General features: G+C 65.6%; 17 protein-coding genes and 1 pseudogene. 10 read left to right on the top strand and 8 right to left on the bottom strand.

The annotated features are described in order from the left end of the window. Positions 1-106: 106 nt before the first annotated feature. Complete coding sequence (locus NHG85_RS13530) at positions 107-1,069, top strand: pirin family protein (RefSeq protein WP_253333231.1); 963 nt, start codon at positions 107-109, stop codon at positions 1,067-1,069. 129 nt (positions 1,070-1,198) lie between these two features. After that, complete coding sequence (locus NHG85_RS13535; protein WP_253333233.1) at positions 1,199-1,789, top strand: NAD(P)H-dependent oxidoreductase; 591 nt, start codon at positions 1,199-1,201, stop codon at positions 1,787-1,789. A gap of 95 nt (positions 1,790-1,884) precedes the next feature. Here NHG85_RS13535 and NHG85_RS13540 read toward each other — a convergent pair whose 3' ends face one another. The 5 genes from NHG85_RS13540 to NHG85_RS13560 all read right to left on the bottom strand — a co-directional run bounded on the left by NHG85_RS13540 (position 1,885) and on the right by NHG85_RS13560 (position 5,663). After that, positions 1,885-2,328, bottom strand: a complete 444-nt coding sequence (locus NHG85_RS13540) for a DoxX family protein (RefSeq protein WP_253333235.1) — start codon at positions 2,326-2,328, stop codon at positions 1,885-1,887. Between the two features lie 121 nt (positions 2,329-2,449). Continuing rightward, on the bottom strand, positions 2,450-3,358 hold the full coding sequence (locus tag NHG85_RS13545; RefSeq protein WP_256500416.1) for a LysR family transcriptional regulator: 909 nt from the start codon (positions 3,356-3,358) through the stop codon (positions 2,450-2,452). A 178-nt stretch (positions 3,359-3,536) separates the two neighbouring features. Further along, on the bottom strand, positions 3,537-3,842 hold the full coding sequence (locus NHG85_RS13550; protein WP_253333325.1) for a GNAT family N-acetyltransferase: 306 nt from the start codon (positions 3,840-3,842) through the stop codon (positions 3,537-3,539). 222 nt (positions 3,843-4,064) lie between these two features. Then, positions 4,065-4,676, bottom strand: a complete 612-nt coding sequence (locus NHG85_RS13555; protein WP_253333239.1) for an alpha/beta hydrolase — start codon at positions 4,674-4,676, stop codon at positions 4,065-4,067. Between the two features lie 54 nt (positions 4,677-4,730). Then, positions 4,731-5,663 (bottom strand): ring-cleaving dioxygenase, encoded by a 933-nt coding sequence (locus NHG85_RS13560; protein ID WP_253333241.1) that lies wholly within the window; start codon positions 5,661-5,663, stop codon positions 4,731-4,733. Between the two features lie 114 nt (positions 5,664-5,777). On the opposite strand from NHG85_RS13560, the pseudogene NHG85_RS13565 reads away from it, so the two are divergent. Together NHG85_RS13565 and NHG85_RS13570 are read left to right on the top strand one after the other, a co-directional pair. Next, a pseudogene (locus tag NHG85_RS13565) lies at positions 5,778-5,903 on the top strand (helix-turn-helix domain-containing protein); the annotation flags it as partial. 102 nt (positions 5,904-6,005) lie between these two features. Continuing rightward, positions 6,006-6,677 carry a substrate binding domain-containing protein gene (locus NHG85_RS13570; protein ID WP_253333327.1) on the top strand — a complete coding sequence of 224 codons (672 nt, stop codon included), beginning with the start codon at positions 6,006-6,008 and terminating at the stop codon, positions 6,675-6,677. A gap of 117 nt (positions 6,678-6,794) precedes the next feature. On the opposite strand, the gene NHG85_RS13575 is transcribed toward NHG85_RS13570, so the two are convergent. The 3 genes from NHG85_RS13575 to NHG85_RS13585 form a co-directional block, all read right to left on the bottom strand. Further along, positions 6,795-7,706: an SMP-30/gluconolactonase/LRE family protein gene (locus NHG85_RS13575; protein ID WP_253333243.1), complete on the bottom strand. Its 912-nt coding sequence runs from the start codon at positions 7,704-7,706 to the stop codon at positions 6,795-6,797. A 7-nt stretch (positions 7,707-7,713) separates the two neighbouring features. Continuing rightward, the gene (locus NHG85_RS13580; protein WP_253333245.1) at positions 7,714-8,079 is read right to left on the bottom strand and encodes a cupin domain-containing protein; all 366 of its coding nucleotides are present in this window, start codon (positions 8,077-8,079) and stop codon (positions 7,714-7,716) included. Between the two features lie 407 nt (positions 8,080-8,486). Then, on the bottom strand, positions 8,487-9,359 hold the full coding sequence (locus tag NHG85_RS13585) for a LysR family transcriptional regulator (RefSeq protein WP_253333247.1): 873 nt from the start codon (positions 9,357-9,359) through the stop codon (positions 8,487-8,489). Between the two features lie 110 nt (positions 9,360-9,469). Here NHG85_RS13585 and NHG85_RS13590 point away from each other — a divergent pair, with 110 nt between their 5' ends. From NHG85_RS13590 to maiA, 6 genes are all read left to right on the top strand, one after another. After that, positions 9,470-10,483, top strand: coding sequence for a TAXI family TRAP transporter solute-binding subunit (locus NHG85_RS13590; protein ID WP_253333249.1), 1,014 nt, complete (start codon positions 9,470-9,472; stop codon positions 10,481-10,483). A 67-nt stretch (positions 10,484-10,550) separates the two neighbouring features. Beyond that, entirely contained in the window at positions 10,551-12,509 is a 1,959-nt protein-coding gene (locus NHG85_RS13595) for a TRAP transporter permease (protein ID WP_253333251.1), read from the top strand. After that, positions 12,509-14,080 carry a sulfatase family protein gene (locus NHG85_RS13600; RefSeq protein WP_253333253.1) on the top strand — a complete coding sequence of 524 codons (1,572 nt, stop codon included), beginning with the start codon at positions 12,509-12,511 and terminating at the stop codon, positions 14,078-14,080. Before NHG85_RS13595 ends, NHG85_RS13600 begins: the two co-directional genes overlap by 1 nt. Before the next feature lie 61 nt (positions 14,081-14,141). After that, complete coding sequence (locus NHG85_RS13605) at positions 14,142-15,959, top strand: SulP family inorganic anion transporter (protein WP_253333254.1); 1,818 nt, start codon at positions 14,142-14,144, stop codon at positions 15,957-15,959. Continuing rightward, entirely contained in the window at positions 15,956-17,308 is a 1,353-nt protein-coding gene (gene hmgA / locus NHG85_RS13610) for a homogentisate 1,2-dioxygenase (protein WP_253333256.1), read from the top strand. Before NHG85_RS13605 ends, hmgA begins: the two co-directional genes overlap by 4 nt. Beyond that, complete coding sequence (gene maiA, locus NHG85_RS13615) at positions 17,305-17,934, top strand: maleylacetoacetate isomerase (protein WP_253333258.1); 630 nt, start codon at positions 17,305-17,307, stop codon at positions 17,932-17,934. Before hmgA ends, maiA begins: the two co-directional genes overlap by 4 nt. The last annotated feature ends 12 nt before the right edge of the window (positions 17,935-17,946 follow it).

Genomic DNA, 17,946 nt, shown 5'->3' on the forward strand with positions numbered 1-17,946 from the left:
TGCTGCGCGAAACCGGTAAGCCGCTATCCGAAAGGTAACGACTTACCAGCCGAGGTCAGGGAGCTATATCAGTGAAAACCGAACGGCAAGCCAAGGAGTGCCCGTCATGAGCTGGAGCCCATGCCCCGACCCGGTCCTCGGAGACAGAGAGACGGTGAACGCGGTCGAAACCCTGATCGTGCCGCGCGCGGTGGATCTGGGCGAGATGGAGGTTCGCCGCGCCCTTCCGTCCACCAAGCGCCAGATGGTCGGGCCGTTCATCTTCTTCGACCAGATGGGGCCGGCTGAATTCCTGACGGATCACGGCATCGACGTGCGCCCCCATCCGCACATCAACCTCGCGACGCTGACCTATCTGTTCGAGGGCGAGATCCTGCACCGCGACTCGCTTGGCACCGAACAGACCATTCGCCCGGGCGCGGTCAACTGGATGAAGGCGGGGCAGGGCATCGTCCATTCGGAGCGCACATCGGAGAAGAAGAAACAGACCGGTCAGCGTCTTTTCGGCCTGCAGACCTGGATGGCCCTGCCCGAGGCGCAGGAGGAATCCGCGCCGGAATTCATTCATCACGGATCGGACAATCTGCCGCTGTTCGAAGCCGAGGGGATCAAGGCGCGCATCATTGCCGGGCAGGCCTTTGGCAAGACCTCCGCCCTCAAGACGTCCTCCGAGACGCTCTATGGCGACATCGAGCTTCAGGCGGGCAGGCAGATGCCGATCGACGCCGATTACGAGGAGCGCGCCCTCTACACGATCTCTGGCGAAATCGAGATCGCGGGGGACCGCTTCGAACCCGGCCAGCTTCTGGTCCTGCGCCCCGGCGATGCGATCACCGTGCGGGCCAGATCGACGGCGCGCTTCATGCTCTTCGGCGGCGCGCCGATGGGTGGGCCCCGCTACATCTGGTGGAACTTCGTCTCGTCGCGCCCCGAGCGGATCGAGGCCGCCAAGGAGGAATGGGCCAGGGGTCGGTTCGACACCGTGCCGGGCGACGAGGAGGATTTCATCCCCCTGCCGCAGGACAGGACCAAGCCGCGGCGCGCCATGGGCGGTGTCTACTACCCTTGAATCATCGCACGAAAGGAGGCCCGCATGACGCAGGCGATCCATGGTCTTCATCAGGTCACGCCCAAGGAACACGGCTGATGCGCCTCCGTTGACCCCCCGATCCTACCAACCACAGCAAAGGAGACATGAATGTCCACCAAGATCGCCATCATCTTCTATTCCACCTACGGAACCAACCATGGCATCGCGCTCGAAGCCGCGCGTGCGGCCGAGGCCGCCGGGGCGGAAGTCCGGCTGCGCCGCGTGCGGGAAACTGCGCCGCGCGAGGTGGTGGAAGGCCAGCAGGCCTGGCGCGAGCAGCTCGAGAAGATGCAGGATATCCCCGAAGTGTCCCTCGACGACATGGAGTGGGCAAACGGCTATTTCATTTCCGTGCCGACCCGCTTCGGCGTTCCGGCCAGCCAGTTCCGGGCCTTCGTCGATACGCTGGGGCCGTTGTGGCAAACGGGTGCGCTCGCCAACAAGGCCGTCACCGCGACCACCTCGGCGCAGAACCCGCATGGTGGACAGGAGACCACGCTTCAGTCGATCTACGTCACGGCCATGCACTGGGGCTCGGTCATCGTTGCGCCGGGGTATGCAGACCCGGTGAAGTTCGAGGATGGCGGCAACCCCTATGGCTATTCCTGCACGCCCGGGCCCCTGGACGAGACGGGCAAGAAGTCGGTCGAGTTCCAGGCCAGGCGCCTGGTCGAGTATGCCGGGAAACTCGCTCGGTAAGAGCCAAGGCGCACAGAAATGAACGGACCACCGTGACACGGTGGTCCGTCAATCCGACAACGGCCGCGGGCATTGCCCGCGGCCGTCTTGCAGTATCAGCCGCGATTTCGCTTCAGAGCATAGGCCCCGTCGCCCAGCAGGGCCTGAACGACAAGGGTGACCGCCCAGAACGCCGGGAATTCCCAGCCGCCGCCTTCGTTGGAAAAGAAGAAGCCGGCCGCGCCATGCGGCACGTAGATCGAACCGAGCAGGATCGGGACCAGCGCCAGCGAGACCCAGCGGCTGTAGAGCCCGAGGATCAGGGCGATGCCACCGAAAAGCTCGGCCAGGATGACGAGATAGGCGAGCGGTTCGGGCAGGCCGAGGCTGGCGAAGTAGCCGGCCGTCCCGGCAGGCGTGAAGATGAAGATCTTCAGACCGGCATGGGCGAGAAAGAAGATGCCCATGGTGACACGAAGGATCGTGGCGGCGAGGTCCGCATTGGTGACGCCCTCGATGAGGGTCGGTCGCGAAGAGGTCTGGGTGTTGGCATAGGTCATGTCGGTTCTCCTTGAGGCCGCATGTCGCGGCATGTCGCTGTTAAGGAGAACATGACCTCCTTCCTGCCGAATTATAATCCACCGAATTGGAAGATGATTGCATCCGGTATGGAATGAATGACTACCAGTTCACCTCCCAATCCGGCCTGTCGCGGTAGCGTTTTGCCAGAAAGTCCACGAGGGCGCGGACCTTTGCCGCCAGGTGGCGGCTATGGGGATAGAGCGCATGAACCTCGTAAGGCGCGGCCTCGTACCGCTCGAGCAAAAGGGCGACCCGCCCCGCTCCGATCGCCTCGCCCGCGACGAAGGCCGGCACCCGGGCGATCCCCAGCCCGGCCTCCGCGGCGCGCAGGCAGGCCTCCGCGTTGGAATAGCGTATGCGGCCGCCCACCTGGACGGTCAGGGGTCCGCCTGCGCCGAGGAAAGGCCAATGCGTGGGGTCGCGGTAGTTCGCGTCGATGATGCAGTCGTGGCCGCCAAGCTCTTCCGGCGCAGCCGGGGTGCCGCGCCGGTCGAGGTAGTCCGGCGCTGCGATCACGACGATCCGGGCCTTGCAAAGCCGGCGGCTGATCAGGCTGGAATCCTCGGGTTTCCCGATCCGTACCGCCATGTCGAAGCCCTCGTCGACGAGATTCACCATGCGGTCCGAAAAGCTGACATCGAGCGCGATCTCAGGAAACCGCAGCGCGAACTCGTTGAGCGCGGGCGTCAGCGCCAGCGCTCCGAAGGTGAGCGGCGCACTGACCCTGAGCCGCCCCGTGGGCGTTTGCGAGATGTTCCGGATCGAAAGATCGAGGTCGTCGAACGCGTCGAGAAGGGGGCGCAACCGATCATGATAGGCGCGCCCGGCCTCGGTCGCGGAGACGGCACGGGTCGTCCGGTTCAGAAGTCGAACACCCAGCTCGGCTTCCAGCCGGGACACGAGCTTCGAGGCCTGCCCCGAGCTGGTTCGAAGCTTTTCCGCCGCGCCGGCAAAGCTCCCGGTTTCCATCACAGCGGCGAACATGCGGTCGCAATCCAGCCGATTCATCCATCCTCCGGGGCATTTCGGCAAGCGCGCCCTAGCTGCCCGACCCGTGACGCGCGGAAGAAACCGGCAGGCCGGTGCCCGCTCATGCGCCCGCGCTTTTCACATGCCAGATCGGGACACGGGCCGCCGCGCCGCGCCGCTTTCGGACCGCGTGCTCGGTCATGACGGTCGGCTGCACTCAATGTTTCAACACATCCTGCCACTCGGGGTGGCGCGCGATCTGGGCCTTTGCAAAAGGGCAGAGCGGGACGATGGACCGGCCTTCGGCGCGCGCGTCTTCGACGGCGCGTTGAACGAGAGCCTGCCCCACCGAGCGGCCTCGCAGCGCGTCGGGCACATGCGTATGGTCGATGATGATCATCGCCTGTCCCGCACGCGAATAGGTCATCTCGGCCTCGATCCCCTCAAACCGGGCGACGTAGCGACCTTTGCTGTCGCCCTCTTCGCGCTTGATAGAGATGGTCTCGGGCGGTGTGGCAGCCATGGTCTTCTCCTTGTCCGGCGTCCTGCCGCGACGGTCGAACATAATTGCGCCGCCGTAAAGGATCGACCGGTGCCGCCGGATACAAGCCTTGCGGTCGAGAGCCCGTCTCCTTGCCTCACAGCTTCACGAAGCTGCCCGGCGACACACGTGCTGCGCGATAGGCAGCCCGCGTGAGCCGGCGTTCATGCCGCCCGGTCGATCGGCCTGCGGTCTCTGCGCGGGCTACGCACGGCGTTGCAGGAAGCCTGCCACCTCGCGGAGCTCCTGCTGGCTTATCTCGTGCCCGCCATCGTGAAGTCGGACCTCCGGGCACGCGCCCTGTGCGCCGAGATAGTCGACCAAGGCCTCGGTCTGGGGCAGGGGGCAGATCGGGTCATGCCGGCCGGCAGTGACCAGCAGGTCCACATCGGCAAGAGCCGGGTTCGGCCCCGGGGTCCATGGCACCAGCGGGTGCATCAGCACCACGCGATCGAAGAGTTCGGGTGCCTCGAAGAGGACGGAAGCCAGAATGTTCGCCCCGTTGGAATAGCCGAGCCCGTAGACCGGCGCGCCAGGATGCGCCTCGCGATGCGCACGGATGAACCCGGCCATCTTCGCGCTGCGCTCGGCCAGGTCCTCCATATCGTAGACCCCTTCGGCCCGGCGCCGGAAGAAACGGTTCGCACCGAATTCCGAAACATCGCCGCGTGGCGATACGATCCCCGCCTCGGGCAGGATCTGCTCGACGAGTTGCGAGAACTGGTGCTCGTCTCCGCCTGTGCCATGAAAGGTGAAAACCAGCGGCGCTCCGGCGGCGGGGTTCTTGGCGAGGTGGTGGTAGCTGTCGATAGCCATGAATACGCTCCTTGCGGGACCCCCGCCGGCAGGCGCCGGCGGGGCATTGCGGGATCAGTCGGCGATGGGCTGGAGCAGTTCCTCGATCCGGGCACGCAAATGGGCGTGCTGCTCCGGGATCTTCAGCGCTTCGCCCAGATGGGCCGCGTCTTCGTCGCGATCAAAGCCCGGCTCGTTCGTTGCGATCTCGAACAGGACACCGCCGGGCGTGCGAAAGTAGATCGCCCAGAAGTAATCACGGTCGATGACCGGCGTGACCTGGGTGCCGGCGTCGAGCAGGGCCTGGCGCACCTCGAGCTGCGCCGCCCTGTCCGCGACCGCGAAGGCCACGTGGTGAACCGATCCGGCGCCTTCGCGGGCCCGCTCGACGCCAGGCAGCACGTCGAGGTCGATGATGTCCGCCCCGTTGCCGTCCTCGATCGCGAACCGAATGAGCGTGCCCTCGCGCGCCACTTCCTTGTAGCCCATGAAGGTCAAAAGCCGGGCGGTGGCTTCCCCGTCACGCAGCCGCATGGTCACGCCGCGAAAGCCGTGGATGCCTTTCTCTGCCGGGACTGGACCGCCGGCGAAGGGGGGCCGGCTGTCGCCGCGCACCTCGACCAGCGCGAAGCCGTCGCCGTCCGGGCCGGCGAAGCGCAGACGCCTCTCGCCGAATTGCTCGACGCGCTCGATCCCCTCGACATTCGCGGAAGCAAGACGGTCGTGCCAGTAGGGGAGAGATCCTTCGGGCACCGCGAAAGCGGTCTCCGAAACCTCACCGGTGCCGCGGCGGCCCTTCTTCATGTTCCGGAACGGAAAATAGGTCATCACCGAGCCGGGGGTGCCGAACTCGTCGCCGTAATAGAGGTGATAGACATCCGGCGCATCGAAATTGACCGTCTTCTTGACCCGGCGAAGGCCAAGCAGCTTGGTGAAAAAGTCATTGTTCTCCTGCGCGTCGGAAGCCATCGACGTTGTGTGGTGCAGGCCTTTGATCTGGGTGAGCATGACGGGTTCCTTTGTCAGGGTGGCGTTTCCTGACCAGAACATGCGCATCGGAACTCCTCCCGAGAATAGCAACAATATTGAATACACCATTGTGATGAGCGTAATGGTGGGCGCATGGGAGAGCTTGAATCCATCCGCGTCTTTCTCGCTGTCGCCGAGCAGCAGAGCTTTGCCGGCGCGGCGCGCCAGCTCGGACTGACGCCGGCTTCGGTCACGCGGACGGTCGCCGCGCTCGAGGATCGCCTTCGCGTGCAACTGCTGGTCCGCACCACGCGACAGGTGTCCCTGACCTCGTCGGGTGCCGTTTATGCCGCGCGCGCGGCACCGCTTTCGCATGGTCTCATGGAGGCGGCGGAGGAAACACGCGCAGCGCAAGGCGTCGTCTCGGGGCTGATCCGGATCAGCGCGCCCATGTCGCTGGGGCTGAAGGTCCTGCCGGACATCCTGTCGCGCTTCGCGACGCTGCATCCGCAGATCCAGGTCGCGCTCAACCTCTCCGATGGTTTCGTCGACATCATCGAGCAGGATTACGACCTCGCCATTCGCATCTCCGGACCGCCCGGCGACAAATCGACGATCTGGCGCAAGATCTGCAAGGTGCCTCGCCTCCTCGTTGCGGCTCCGGGCTATCTGGCAAAGCGGGGTACGCCGGAGGGGCCGGACGATCTCGTCGATCACGCCTGCCTCGCCTATGGTCCCGAAGCGCGCGAAGAGACCTGGGAGCTCTCGAGCGGCACAAGCCGCCGCAGTCAGCGAGCGCGCGGTTCGTTCTGCGCGAACAATGGCGATGTCCTGCGCCGACTGGCGCTGAACGGCGAAGGGATCGCGTTGTTGCCGCGCTTCATCGTCGCCGAAGACCTGGAAAAGGGGCGCCTCGTGGAGGTTCTGCCGGACTGGTCGGTCCCCGAGCTTTGGCTCACGCTCTACTATCCGCCCTATGACCGGCTTCCGCTGCGCGTGGCGACGTTTTCCGAGTTCTTCGAACAGGAGGTCGAAACGGCAAGCCTTGTCTGAGCGCGGCCCGGCGGGCCCCAGATCTTCGATCTCCATTCGACACGACCGGAAGGCCGGAGCGCTTCGCACCCCATCGAAGACCGATTGCAGACGTTTCCGGGCATGCGCATGCCGTCTTCAGACGACCGCGGCACCGCGCCGGTCGAGAAATATGGCATAGAGCGTATGTGAGCCACCGATGAAGAGCCGATTGCGATGCCGTTCTCCGAATGTCAGGTTCGAGACACGGTATGGTATGAGGATCTTGCCCATCAAATGCCCGTCTCGCGAAATGCAATGCACCCCGTCCGCCGCGCTCGACCATATATTGCCGTCCTCATCCACGGCCATGCCATCGCAATAGCCGGGAGATACGCGATGGAACATGCCTCCGCCCGAGAGCGCGTTATCGGTACCGATGTCGAAGACGCGGATGAATTGTTCGGGGTCGGGGCGGGTCTGATCGCCGCTTTCGGCGACGTAGAGCCGCGTTTCGTCCGGCGAAAAGGCAAGCCCGTTCGGTCCCGCAAAATCGCTCGCAGCAATGGTGACCTCGGAGGTGGCCGGATCGAAGCAATATAGAGCCGGGGGCTGCTCGGAGAGCTGACGACCGCCTTCGTAGTCGTTCGAGATCCCATAGAGCGGATCGGTGAACCATATCGTTCCATCAGACTTCACGGCCACGTCGTTCGGCGCGTTGAGCCGCTTGCCCGCATGGCGATCAGCCAAGATGGAAATGCGACCGTCATATTCCGTACGGGTGACGCAGCGATGCCGGTGCGAGCAGGCGATCAGCCGGCCTTGTCGGTCACGGGCCTGACCGTTCGCATGGCCGGACGGGGCGCGGTGAACCGTTACCCCCTGATCTTCCGACCAACGCATGGTTCGATCACGCGGCAGGTCCTGGAACAACAGGCAGTTCCAGTCTCCCATCCAGACGAGACCTTCGATCCAGCGAAATCCGCTGGCGAGCTCTTCGAGACCGGCATTGGGCAAGAGATAGCCCGCGAAAGCGGCGTCGATGATCTCAAAGGGGTCGGAAAGGCTCATGAACACTTCACCCGAAGCGGCAGGGGGTGGTTTTGTCACGCGACGTATCGAACTGCACGATCATCAGTGTTGCCGGAAGATCTCCGACCGTGGTGGAGCGATGGCCCTTGCGGCCTTCCACTTCCTCGCAGCCCTGGTCTTCACCGAACGAGATGTCGCCCGGGCCGAACTCCCGTCGGATTCCGTCCATCGCCTCCACCGACCATGTGCCACTCAGCGGAATGATCCATTGCGGTGCGGGGTTCTCGTGCCAGGCCCCGACCCACCCGACGGGAAGAACGGTCACCATGACGGTCATGCCGTCATGATGTTTACGACCTTGCCATTGCGGCGCGGCCCCCGGTTGGATGGCGGCAAGCTCGAAGTCGGTCATGGCGCATTCGACCTGGTGACTTATACCGTCCTCGTCGACATACAAATGCCAATAGGCGACATTCGGCTTTGGTTTGTCTCTCTCCATACAAGTCACCCTTTCGGAGGTTGCCCCGGGCACGAAGGGGATATGTCAATGTCGCGGCTTGGCCTCCAGCTTCGAAAACATGCGTGTCGAATGCCGATGTCGGAATCTGAACCGTTGGAAAGAAGCTCGGGTTCCAACACTGCCGCGACCCGGAACGGGGCCCGGTGCGTCAGATCGGTTGCCGGAAAATGAATGGATCAGGGGCATGGGCGTCATTGCCGGATCCGTCGCCGCAGCCTTTCATCCCAATGTTCGGGCGCTGCGTTTCGGCCCGTGCCTTGCCGGCCAGCCTCGCGAACCTCCGGTTCGGCCAAGGGCGATCAGGCGGTGTCCCGAAGATGCTCGATCAACCACCCGGCACCGCTATCGAGCACGCTGCCGCGCCTGCGCATGATGCCAATCGGCCTGCGAAAGAGCGGATGATCGAAGGACAGGAATGTCAGCCGCCCTTCCAGATACGGACAGGTCATGGCGACCGGCATCGCGGTCAGAAGGTCGGTGGCGGCGACGATCTCCAGCGCGGAGCCGGTTGCACCGGCTTCGCAGCCGATACGGATCTTTTCCAGGCCCGCCGCGAGAAGAGCCGCCTCGGTCTGTTGCCGCAGCAGGCTGCCGCGGGAATGCACCAGCCAGCTTTGCGTCTCGAGGTGACGGGCGGTCAACCTGTCGATCCGTGTGAGCGGGTGGTCCGCGCGGCACAACACCCCGATCCGGTCATCGATCAACGGCTCGAAATCCAGGCGCGCCTCCTGATCGATGAGATTTTGCGGGCCGATCAGCAGGTCGATCCTGCCCCGCGCCAGCATCGCCTGCAGATCCGGAACGAGACCCACCTGCAGGTCGAGGGTCCAGCTGGGATGCGCCACGAGAAAGTTCGAGATCGCCTTGGTCAGGAACCGCCCCGATACGATCGGCGGCGCGCCCAGGCGAAGCTCTCCCCTCTGCCCTTCGGCCCAGAGGCTGGCCTGAACGCCCGCCTGTTCCTCGGCGGCCCGGATCGCCAGCCCGCTGCGGGCAAGGCGGCGCCCCAGCGCCGTGGGCAATGACCGCTTGCCGCTGCGCTCGAAGACCGGCGCGCCGAGGCGCGCTTCCAGCATTCGCATGTTGCGGCTCAGGGCCGGCTGCGTCAGGCCGAGCTCATCCGCCGCGGCCTGAAACGAGCCGGCCTCCAGGATCGCTGCCAGCTGCGCCAAATGTCGGGGGTCAATTTTCATACCAGAATGATATATATGTCCGTAATAAAGTCATTATAATTTATGTGACGCCGGCGCTAGCGTGAGATCGGCATCTTTGGGAGGAGATCATGATTCGTATTTCAGCACTGCCGCGCGCACTCGTTGGCATGGTTCTTGCAGCCGGTCTGGCCGCGCCCGCCACGGCCCAGATTTACAAGGGCGAAACCGCCGGGGTCGGGGACCCGGTTCACACGATGTTCGTGTCCTTCGTCAATCAGGCCCGCAAATCGGATATTCAGATCCAGGTCAACGCGGGACAGACCCTGACCAAATCGATGCTCAACGGCGCCAAGGGCGAGCTGGCCTTCTTCTCGGCCGTGCCTTCGCTCGTGCCCCTGATGCAGGCGGGCGAAGCCATGTATGCGCCGATCTCGGAGGCGCCCGAGCTGGCCGAGAACCTGCGCGCCATCCTGGGCTTCCAGGCCGGGGCCTACCACCCGGTCACGCTGGACGGCTCGGGTATCGAAAGCTGGCAGGACATCGAAGGCAAGTCGGTCTTCACCGGCCCGCCTGCGGGTTCGGCCTCGGCGACATCCGAAGCGTTGATCCGGGCGATCACCGGTTTCGAGCCCAACGAGGATTACACGGCCGTGCGGCTGAGCTGGGGCGAGGGCGACGACGCCCTGTCCGATGGCAAGATCGACATGATGATCCGCCCCGCAGAGGTCGGCTCGGCGAACATCGAGCAGTTCGGCCTTTCGGGGCGCTTCCGGCTGCTGTCCATCCCGCCCGAGGCCGCAGAGCAGGAGGAGACCCGTCGCATCTTCGGTCAACCGGGCCGCGGCATGACCTCCTTCGACGGCACGCTCTACAAGGGCCAGCTCACCGAGGGCGATATCACCGCGCTGGGGTTCTACCAGTTCATCGGCACCCATGAAAGCATGTCCGAGGATGTCGTCTACGAGGTCACCAAGGCCTTCTGGGAAAACCTCGAAGAAGTTCAGAGCAGCGCCCAGTTCCTGCGCGAAGTGACCCCCGAGACGGCCTTTGTCGGGGTCAACGTGCCGCTGCATCCGGGCGCGCTGCGCTACTACGACGAGGCGGGCTTCGAGATCCCCGCCGAGCTGCGCACGGACAGCTGACGCACCGCTCCCGTCCGCGCTCCGGCGCGGGCGGGACCCTCGGCCCCCAATGAAAGGAAGGTCTGTCATGACCGTGCAGAGCCCTGCTCTCGGCGCGTTCTCCCGCGTCTTGTTCATCGCCGGCACGCTGGCCTGTCTCGGGTTGGGCGTGATCGCGCTCTATACCTCGGGCCTCGGTCTGCTCGATCCCAAGTTGCACCGGGCCGGCGGCTTCGCGCTGGCGCTCGTCGCGGGGGTTGCGGCAGCGCGGCGCAAGCGGCTGGACACGGTTCGGACCGACCGCGATCTGAACCGCGACGCGCCGCCCCCCCGGCACGGCGCGGAGCTGCTGCATGCGGTCATCGACGTCGCGATGCTGCTGGCGGGGCTCTGGTCGATCTGGAGCTTCCTGCAGGTGCAGACCCTGATGGAAACGGCGCTCTACGACGTCTCGACACGTGACGCCTGGCCGGCCCTGGCAGGCTTGGTGGTGTTCCTCGAACTGTGCCGCAGGCTCTGGGGCTGGGGCCTGTTCAGCGTCGGCGCGCTGGCGGTGCTCTACCTGCTTTTCGGACAGGACCTGCCCGGCATCCTCGCCCATAGCGGCTTCGGCCTCGACGAGATGGCCGAGAACCTGTGGTACAATACCAACAAGGGTGTGTTCGGCTCGATCACCAACATCGTGCTGACCACGGTCTTCATCTTCATCATCTTCGGTGCCCTGCTCGAAGGCACGGGTGCGGGCGATACGCTCCTGAAATTCGCCTTTCTCGCCACGCGGCGCACCCGCGGCGGCCCGGCCCATGCCGCGATCCTCGCCTCCTCGCTCTTCGGCACCATGTCGGGCTCAACCGTGGCCAACATCGTGGGCACCGGCACCTTCACCATCCCGATGATCAAGAAACGGGGCTTCTCGCCCACCTTCGCCGCAGGCATCGAGGCGACCGCTTCCTCGGGCGGGCAGATCATGCCGCCGATCATGGGCGCGGCCGCGCTGGTCATGGCCGATCTCACCGGGGCGGGATACCTCAACATCATCATCGCCGCGCTCGTGCCAGCATTGTTCTATTACTTCAGCCTGTTCTGCGCCGTCACCGTCGAGGCGCGTCGACAGGGGATCGAGGTCCAGCCGGTCAGGACCGAAGACCGCATCACCCGCATCGACATGATCAATTCGGTGCTGTTTCTCGGCCCGATCGCGACGGTCATCGCCGCCCTGCTCATAGGGCTGTCCACCTCCTCGGCCGGCTTTTACGCCACGGTCGTCCTCGTGGCCCTCTCGGTGATCAATCCCGAGGTGCGCCGCGACCCGATGCGCCTGTGGCGGTCCTTCATCGGCGGCAGCGCGGCGGGCGCTTCGCTGCTGATCGCGATCGCGGCGATCGGCATCCTCGTGGGATCGCTCGACTCGACCGGGCTCGGCCTCAAGCTTGCCAATGTCATCGGCGCGATCCGGGGCGACAGCCTGTTCTCGGCCCTGCTCGTGGCCATGATCGGTGCGCTGGTGCTCGGCATGGGCATGCCGACGCTGCCCGCCTATCTCATCATCATCCTGGTGATGGGCCCGGCCATCCAGGCGCTGGGGCTGTCGATGCTGACGGCGCATATGTTCGTCTTCTACTACGGCGTGGCCTCCTCGCTCACCCCTCCGGTGGCGATCGCGGCCTATGCGGCGGCGCCGATCGCCGGGGCAAACCCGCTGATGACGGCATTGATGTCCTTCCGCCTCGGCATGGCGAAGTTCATCATTCCTTTCATCTTCGTCTACTACCCGACCCTGCTGATCGTCGAGGAATTCCACCTAGGGGCTTTCGTATGGATCGTCCTGCGCAGCTGCCTGTGCATCTGGCTCTTCTCCTCGGCCCTCTCGGCGCATGACCAGGGCCGCCTGACCGCCGTCGAAGTGGGTCTGCGCTTCGTGACCGCCTTCATGTGCCTGATCGCGAGCCCTGCCATCCACCTGCCAGCGATCGCCGCCGGCGTGGCGCTGATCCTCTTCGATCTGCGCCGCGTTCCCGCCCCCACCCCCTACAAGGAGGCCCGCTGATGACCAAGCGCCCCAATTTCCTGTTCATCATCACCGACCAGCATCGCGCGGATCATCTGGGCTGCTACGGGAACCGGGTCGTGAAGACCCCCAACATCGACGGCATCGCCGCGCGGGGCACGCGGTTCGAGCGGTTCTACGTGGCCAATCCGATCTGCATGCCCAACCGGGCCTCGATCATGACCGGGCGCATGTGCTCGGTGCATGGCGCCCGTCACAACGGCATCCCGCTGTCGCGCAACCATACCACCTTCGTGGAGCTTCTGCGCGACGCCGGCTATCGCACCGGGCTGATCGGCAAGTCGCACCTGCAGAGCTTCACAGGGCTTCCGGCAAGCAACACCTTCGTGCCGCAGCCGGGCAAGCATGTTCCCGCGCCGCATCTGCGCGACGCTTTCAAGGACAATCGTCACTCCGAGGCATACGACCTCGAACATGTCGGCAAGTGGGACAAGCCGCTGGCGGATCGCGCGGGGGGCGATTTCTACGGCTTCGAGCATGTCGAGGTCGCCGCCGACCATGCCGATCAGGCCTCCGGCGACTACCTGCTCTGGGCGCGCAGCCAGCGGCCCGATTTCGACAGCCTCACCGGGCCGGAGAACGCGCTGCCGGACGACCGGATCAGGGCGCCCCAGGCCTGGCGCACGGCCGTCCCGGAGGAGCTCTACTCGACCAGCTGGGTCGCTGATCGCAGCGCCGCATGGCTCGATCAGCGGGCACAAGAAGATGCGCCCTTCTTTTTGCAGATGTCCTTTCCCGATCCGCATCACCCTTTCACGCCGCCGGGGCGCTACTGGGACATGTACGATCCCGATCAAATCGAACTGCCGCCTTCCTTCGGCAAGAACGCATTGAAGCCGGTCCGCGCCATGCGAGAAGCGATGGAGAAGGGCACCGACCCGCGCGACAATCAAAGCCCTTTCGCGGTGACCGAGGACGAGGCACGGGCGATCATCGCCCTCACCTACGGCATGATCAGCATGATCGACGACGCGATCGGTCGGGTGCTGGACCGGCTCGACGCGCTGGGGCTGGCCGAGGACACCGTGGTGATCTTCACCTCCGATCACGGCGATTACATGGGCGATCACGGGCTGATGCTGAAGCTGCTTTTGCACTACCAAGGCGTCGTCCGCGTCCCCTTCATCTGGAGCGACCCGCAGGCCCCGCGCCAATCGCAGGTCTCGGACGACCTGTCGTCTTCGATCGACATCGCCTCCACCATTCTCGCCCGCGCCGGGGTGCAGGGGTTCAACGGCATGCAGGGCCGCGACCTGTTTGGCGACCCGCCGCCGGAGGCGGTGATCGTCGAAGAGGACAGCCAGCGCGTGATGACCGGCTTCGACCGCCCGCAGCGCGTGCGCACGATGATCACCGAGCGTTACCGCATGTCCCTGCGCCACGGCGAGGACTGGAACGAACTCTACGACCTGCAGACCGATCCCGGCGAGATGCACAACCTCTATGACGACGAAGCCCATGCCGCGATCAGGGCGCGACTGACCGAGACCATGCTGCGCCGCATGGTGGCCTTGCAGGACCGCGCACCGCTTCCGGCCTACCGGGCCTGAGGCCCGGTCCGATACGGTCCCGCCCGGCCCGCCGGGCCGGACCGAGAGGGAGGAGACCCGCATGCCGATGACATCGAAGGCGCTCGTGGCGCGGCTCGATCCGCGGCGGCCCTGGTTCGCCGAGGTCGACCGGACCGCTCTGCGTCACGACCTTCTGGCGGGGTTGACCAACGCGACCGTGGTTCTGCCTCAGGGCATCGCCTTCGCGATCATCGCCGGTCTGCCGCCGCGCTACGGGCTCTATACCGCCATCGTGGTGACACTCGTCGCCGCCTTTTGGGGCTCGTCCCGGGTGATGGTCTCGGGGCCTACCACGGCGATCTCGGCCGTGCTCTTTGCGACACTCGGCGCGCTGGCCCTGCCCGGATCGGCCGAATACGTCGCTTTGGCGCTGACCCTGACCTTGATGGTCGGCGCGCTGCAGCTCGCGGCCGGGCTGCTGGGAGCGGGGGCGATCATCGCCTTCATCTCGCATTCGGTCATCATCGGGTTCACCGCCGCCGCCGCGCTGCTGATCGCGGCGACGCAGCTGGCACCGGCCCTGGGCCTGCCGACACAGGGGGGCGATGCGCTGCAGCGGCTGACCGGCACCTTCTCGGCACTGCCCGACATCGCGCCCCTGGCGCTGTCGATCTCGATCGGAACGCTCGCGGTGCTTCTGGGTCTGGGCCGTCTCGATCGACGTATCCCGGCCTACATGATCGCGCTTGCCGGGGCCGGGTTGCTGGGCTGGGCGGTCGATGCCGAGGCGCGCGGCATCGCGATGTTCGCGCCGCTCGGCGTGATCACCCCCGCGTTCCGGGCCCCCGATCTCGATCTGGCGATGGTCATGACGATGATCCCCGGAGCCGTCGCAATCGCTTTCGTCGGGCTGCTCGAAGCGATCTCGATCGGCCGCGCCTTCGCGATCCGGCGCGAGGAACGCTACGACGCGGACCAGGAGATGGTGGGGCAGGGCCTGTCCAACATGATCGGCAGCCTGTTCCAGTGCTACGCCGGGTCGGGTTCGTTCACCCGCTCGGGGCTCAACGCCGAAAGCGGCGCGCGCACGCCCTTGGCAGCGATCTTCGCTGCCGGTTTCCTGCTGGTCCTGCTCGTCCTCGTGGCGCCGCTGGTGCGCTACATTCCGGTGCCGGCGATGGCCGCGATCATCCTGCATGTCGCCTGGCGGCTGGTCGATCTGGCCGAGATCCGGCACATCATCGCCACCAGCCGCACCGAGACCGTGATCCTGCTGGCCACTTTCGGCACCGGCGTGATCTCCGAACTGACCTTCGCGATCATGGTCGGCGCCTTCGCCTCGCTTGCCGCCTTTCTCTATCAGAGCGCGCGGCCGATCGTCGCCGTCGGCGCCCCCGTGACCGAGCCCGGCGGCCGGCGCGCCTTTGCCAATGCGCATCTGCACGGGCTCGACCAATGTCCGCAGATCTCCATGACCCGGCTCGAAGGGCCGCTCTTCTTCGCGTCGGTCGAGCATGTCGAGAGGGAGTTGCGCCGGATCGACGCGCGCGATGGCGCCAAGACCCGCATTCTGTCGCTCAAGGGCACGGGAAAGATCGATCTCGCCGGCGCCGATTTCATCCTAAAGGAGGCGCGCCGCGCCCGGCGCATGGGGTTGGGGTTCCTGCTGATCGCCGCCAACCCGGACATCATTGACGTGCTGCGCCGGCTTGGCGTGCTCGACGCGCTCGGCGCGCGCAACGTTCACGCCCACAAATCCGATGCCATCCGCGAGGCGGTCGCACAGGCGCGCGACACGGTCTGCGCGCGCTGCAGCCTTCGCGTCTATCACGAATGCGCCGGCAAACCCGGCCCGCCCGCCCCCCGCGCGGCCACCGTCCGCGCCCCCGCTTCTTTCGTCCAAGGAGGAACACCATGACCGCTGATACATCCAAGCTGCCCGCGACCGGGCAACCCCGCAATGCCCCGGCCTACATGCCCGGCTTCGGCAACGACTTCGAGACCGAGGCGCTGCCCGGCGCGCTGCCGCAGGGCATGAACAGCCCGCAGAAGGTCAATTACGGGCTCTATGGCGAGCAGCTTTCGGGCACCGCCTTCACCGCGCCAAGCCATCAGAACGAGCGGACCTGGTGCTACCGGATCCGCCCGTCGGTCAAGCATTCCGGCCGCTACGCGAAGATCGACGTGCCCTACTGGAAATCCGCGCCGAACATCGTGCCGGACGTCACCTCGCTGGGCCAGTATCGCTGGGACCCGGTGCCGCACTCGGACGAACCGCTGACCTGGATCACCGGCATGCGGACCATGACCACGGCGGGCGATGTGAACACCCAGACCGGCATGGCGAGCCATGTCTATCTCGTCACCGAAAGCATGACGGACGCCTATTTCTACTCCGCCGACAGCGAGCTTCTGGTCGTGCCGCAGGAGGGGCGGCTGCGGTTCTGCACCGAGCTCGGCGTCATCGATCTGGAGCCCAAGGAAATCGCGGTCATTCCGCGCGGGCTGGTCTACCGGGTCGAGTTGCTGGAGGGACCGGCGCGCGGCTTCGTCTGCGAGAACTACGGCCAGAAGTTCGAACTGCCCGGCCGCGGCCCGATCGGTGCCAACTGCATGGCCAACCCGCGCGATTTCAAGGCGCCCGTGGCCGCTTTCGAGGATCGCGAGACGCCCTCCACCGTCACCGTCAAGTGGTGCGGCCAATTCCATCGTTGCGAGATCGGGCACAGCCCGCTCGACGTGGTGGCCTGGCACGGCAACTACGCGCCGATGAAATACGACCTGCGCACCTACTGCCCGGTTGGCGCGATCTTGTTCGACCATCCCGACCCGTCGATCTTCACCGTGCTGACCGCGCCCTCGGGCGTCGAGGGCACGGCGAACATCGATTTCGTGCTGTTCCGCGACCGCTGGATGGTGGCCGAGAACACCTTCCGCCCGCCGTGGTACCACAAGAACGTCATGTCCGAGCTGATGGGCAACATCCACGGCGAATACGACGCCAAGCCGCAGGGCTTCGCGCCCGGCGGCATGAGCCTGCACAACATGATGCTGCCGCATGGTCCCGACCGCGAGGCCTTCGAAGGCGCCTCGAACGCCGATCTGGTACCGCACAAGCTCGAGGATACGATGTCCTTCATGTTCGAGACACGCTTTCCGCAGCATTTGACCGAGTTCGCTGCCCGAGAGGCACCGCTGCAAGACGATTACCTCGACTGCTGGACCTCGCTCGAAAAGAAGTTCGACGGCACTCCGGGCGAAAAATGAGGCTCTATTCCTACTGGCGCTCGACCACCTCCTACCGGGTGCGGATCGCGCTGCATCTCAAGGGGGTCGCTTTTGAGACGGCCCCCGTGAACCTCATGCGGGGCGAGCAGGCGGAGGCGGCCTATGCACGGCTCAACCCGTCGCAAGGGGTGCCCGCCCTGGTCCTCGACGACGGCACCGTGCTGACGCAATCGATAGCGATCCTCGATTGGCTGGAGGAAACCCATCCCACGCCGCCGCTCCTGCCCGCGGGCGCCCCCGCGCGCGCGCATACACGCGCCGCAGCGCTGGTCATCGCCACCGACATCCACCCGGTCAACAACCTGAGGGTCGTCGCCCGGCTCGGGCAATTGGGCCTCGATGCGGCGGTACGGACGGCGTGGATGAACGACTGGATGACACGAGGATTTCACGCCTTCGCGCGCATGATCATGGCCGATACGGCGTTCAGCTTCGGCGATGCGCCCACTCTCGCCGATGTCTGCCTTGTCCCACAACTCTACAACGCGCGCCGCTGGGGCTGCGACCTTGCCCCCTTCGCCCGGCTGACGGAGATCGAGGCACGCTGCCTCGCACTGCCGGGCTTTGCCGCGGCGCGGCCCGAGCTGCAACCCGATGCGACCTGAAGGAGACCCTGA

The sequence above is a fragment of the Limimaricola litoreus genome (assembly GCF_024159025.1).
GTDB lineage: Bacteria > Pseudomonadota > Alphaproteobacteria > Rhodobacterales > Rhodobacteraceae > Limimaricola > Limimaricola litoreus.

Excerpts from the sequence above, each read along its gene's own strand:
- NHG85_RS13600 (WP_253333253.1), top strand. The coding sequence starts at position 12,509 with ATGACCAAGCGCCCCAATTTCCTGTTCATCATCACCGACCAGCATCGC.
- NHG85_RS13590 (WP_253333249.1), top strand. The coding sequence starts at position 9,470 with ATGATTCGTATTTCAGCACTGCCGCGCGCACTCGTTGGCATGGTTCTT.
- hmgA (WP_253333256.1), top strand. The coding sequence starts at position 15,956 with ATGACCGCTGATACATCCAAGCTGCCCGCGACCGGGCAACCCCGCAAT.
- NHG85_RS13555 (WP_253333239.1), bottom strand. The coding sequence starts at position 4,676 with ATGGCTATCGACAGCTACCACCACCTCGCCAAGAACCCCGCCGCCGGA.
- NHG85_RS13550 (WP_253333325.1), bottom strand. The coding sequence starts at position 3,842 with ATGGCTGCCACACCGCCCGAGACCATCTCTATCAAGCGCGAAGAGGGC.
- NHG85_RS13530 (WP_253333231.1), top strand. The coding sequence starts at position 107 with ATGAGCTGGAGCCCATGCCCCGACCCGGTCCTCGGAGACAGAGAGACG.
- NHG85_RS13570 (WP_253333327.1), top strand. The coding sequence starts at position 6,006 with ATGGAGGCGGCGGAGGAAACACGCGCAGCGCAAGGCGTCGTCTCGGGG.
- NHG85_RS13545 (WP_256500416.1), bottom strand. The coding sequence starts at position 3,358 with ATGAATCGGCTGGATTGCGACCGCATGTTCGCCGCTGTGATGGAAACC.
- NHG85_RS13540 (WP_253333235.1), bottom strand. The coding sequence starts at position 2,328 with ATGACCTATGCCAACACCCAGACCTCTTCGCGACCGACCCTCATCGAG.
- NHG85_RS13575 (WP_253333243.1), bottom strand. The coding sequence starts at position 7,706 with ATGAGCCTTTCCGACCCCTTTGAGATCATCGACGCCGCTTTCGCGGGC.
- NHG85_RS13560 (WP_253333241.1), bottom strand. The coding sequence starts at position 5,663 with ATGCTCACCCAGATCAAAGGCCTGCACCACACAACGTCGATGGCTTCC.
- NHG85_RS13595 (WP_253333251.1), top strand. The coding sequence starts at position 10,551 with ATGACCGTGCAGAGCCCTGCTCTCGGCGCGTTCTCCCGCGTCTTGTTC.
- maiA (WP_253333258.1), top strand. The coding sequence starts at position 17,305 with ATGAGGCTCTATTCCTACTGGCGCTCGACCACCTCCTACCGGGTGCGG.
- NHG85_RS13535 (WP_253333233.1), top strand. The coding sequence starts at position 1,199 with ATGTCCACCAAGATCGCCATCATCTTCTATTCCACCTACGGAACCAAC.
- NHG85_RS13605 (WP_253333254.1), top strand. The coding sequence starts at position 14,142 with ATGCCGATGACATCGAAGGCGCTCGTGGCGCGGCTCGATCCGCGGCGG.
- NHG85_RS13580 (WP_253333245.1), bottom strand. The coding sequence starts at position 8,079 with ATGACCGACTTCGAGCTTGCCGCCATCCAACCGGGGGCCGCGCCGCAA.